A 1,451-nucleotide genomic window follows, 5' to 3' on the forward strand; every position below is an offset into this window, starting at 1 on the left:
GCTGTTCGTAGGTGACCACGAGTTCGCCGTGCTGGGCGTCGACCTTGACGGTGGCGCCCTCCTGGACGTCGCCCTTCAGCAGGGCGCGTCCGATGAGGGTCTCGACCTCGTGGGAGATGAAGCGGCGCAGCGGGCGGGCGCCGTAGACCGGGTCGTAGCCCTCGTGGGCGATGACCTTCCGGGCTTCTGGGCTGAGTTCGACGGCGATCAGGCGTTCGGCCAGCCGTTTGCGCAACTCGTTGAACTGCAGTTCCACGATCCGCTCGATCTGGGGTTCGCCGAGCGGCTTGAACAGCACGATGTCATCGACCCGGTTGAGGAACTCGGGGCGGAAGTGTCCGCGCAGCTCGCTCATGACCAGGCCCCGGGCGTCCGGTTTGAGTTCGCCGTCGGAGGTGACGCCGTCCAGCAGATGCATCGAGCCGATGTTGGAGGTCATGATGATCACGGTGTTGCGGAAGTCCACCAGCCGCCCCTGGGCGTCGGTGATCCGGCCGTCGTCCAGGACCTGCAGCAGGGTGTTGAAGACATCGGCGTGTGCCTTCTCGATCTCGTCGAAGAGGACCACCGAGTACGGCTTGCGCCGTACCGCCTCGGTGAGCTGGCCGCCCTCCTCGTAGCCGATGTATCCCGGCGGGGCGCCGACCAGCCGGCTGACGGTGTGCCGCTCCTGGTACTCGCTCATGTCCAGGCGGATCATGTTCTCCTCGGTGTCGAAGAGCGCGGCGGCCAGCGCCTTGGCCAGCTCGGTCTTCCCGACGCCGGTGGGGCCGAGGAAGATGAACGAGCCGATCGGGCGGCGCGGGTCCCGGATGCCCGAGCGGGCCCGGATGATGGCGTCGGTGACCAGCTTGACCGCCTCGTCCTGGCCGATGACCCGCTCCTGGAGGATCTCGTCCAGGCGCAGCAGCTTCTCCCGTTCGCCCTCCTGCAGGCGGGAGACGGGGATGCCGGTCCAGGCGGAGACGATGTCGGCGATCTCCTCCTCGGTGACCACCTCGCGCAGCAGCCGGTGCGCGCCCTGTTTGGCGGCCAGTTGTTCCTCTTCGGCGGCCAGCTTGCGCTGAAGCTCCTGGAGCCTGCCGTAGCGCAGTTCGGCGGCGCGGTTGAGGTCGTAGGCGCGCTCGGCCTCCTCGGCCTCGCGGCGTACCTCCTCCAGCTCCCGGCGCAGGTCCTGCACCCGGCGGATGGACTGTCGCTCGGCCTCCCACTGGGCGTGCTTGGCGTCGGCCTCGGCGCGCAGATCGGCCAGTTCGCGGCGGAGCTCCTCCAGCCGCTGCCGGCTGGCCGGGTCGGTCTCCTTGGAGAGCGCGGCCTCCTCGATCTCCAGCCGGGTGACCCGGCGGGTGGTCTCGTCCAGTTCGGCGGGCATGGAGTCGATCTCGGTACGCAGCCGGGCGCATGCCTCGTCCACCAGGTCGATGGCTTTGTCCGGCAGGAACCGGTCGCTG

1 protein-coding gene is annotated in these 1,451 nt (G+C 69.0%); it reads right to left on the minus strand.

Annotated features, from left to right (window positions below):
* Positions 1-1,451 (minus strand): AAA family ATPase (locus ACFYOY_RS49010; RefSeq protein ID WP_388594616.1); only part of this gene is annotated, 1,451 nt, incomplete at both ends.

Origin of the sequence: Streptomyces sp. NPDC007875, assembly GCF_042868035.1 — a bacterium.
Classification (GTDB): domain Bacteria; phylum Actinomycetota; class Actinomycetes; order Streptomycetales; family Streptomycetaceae; genus Streptomyces; species Streptomyces antimycoticus.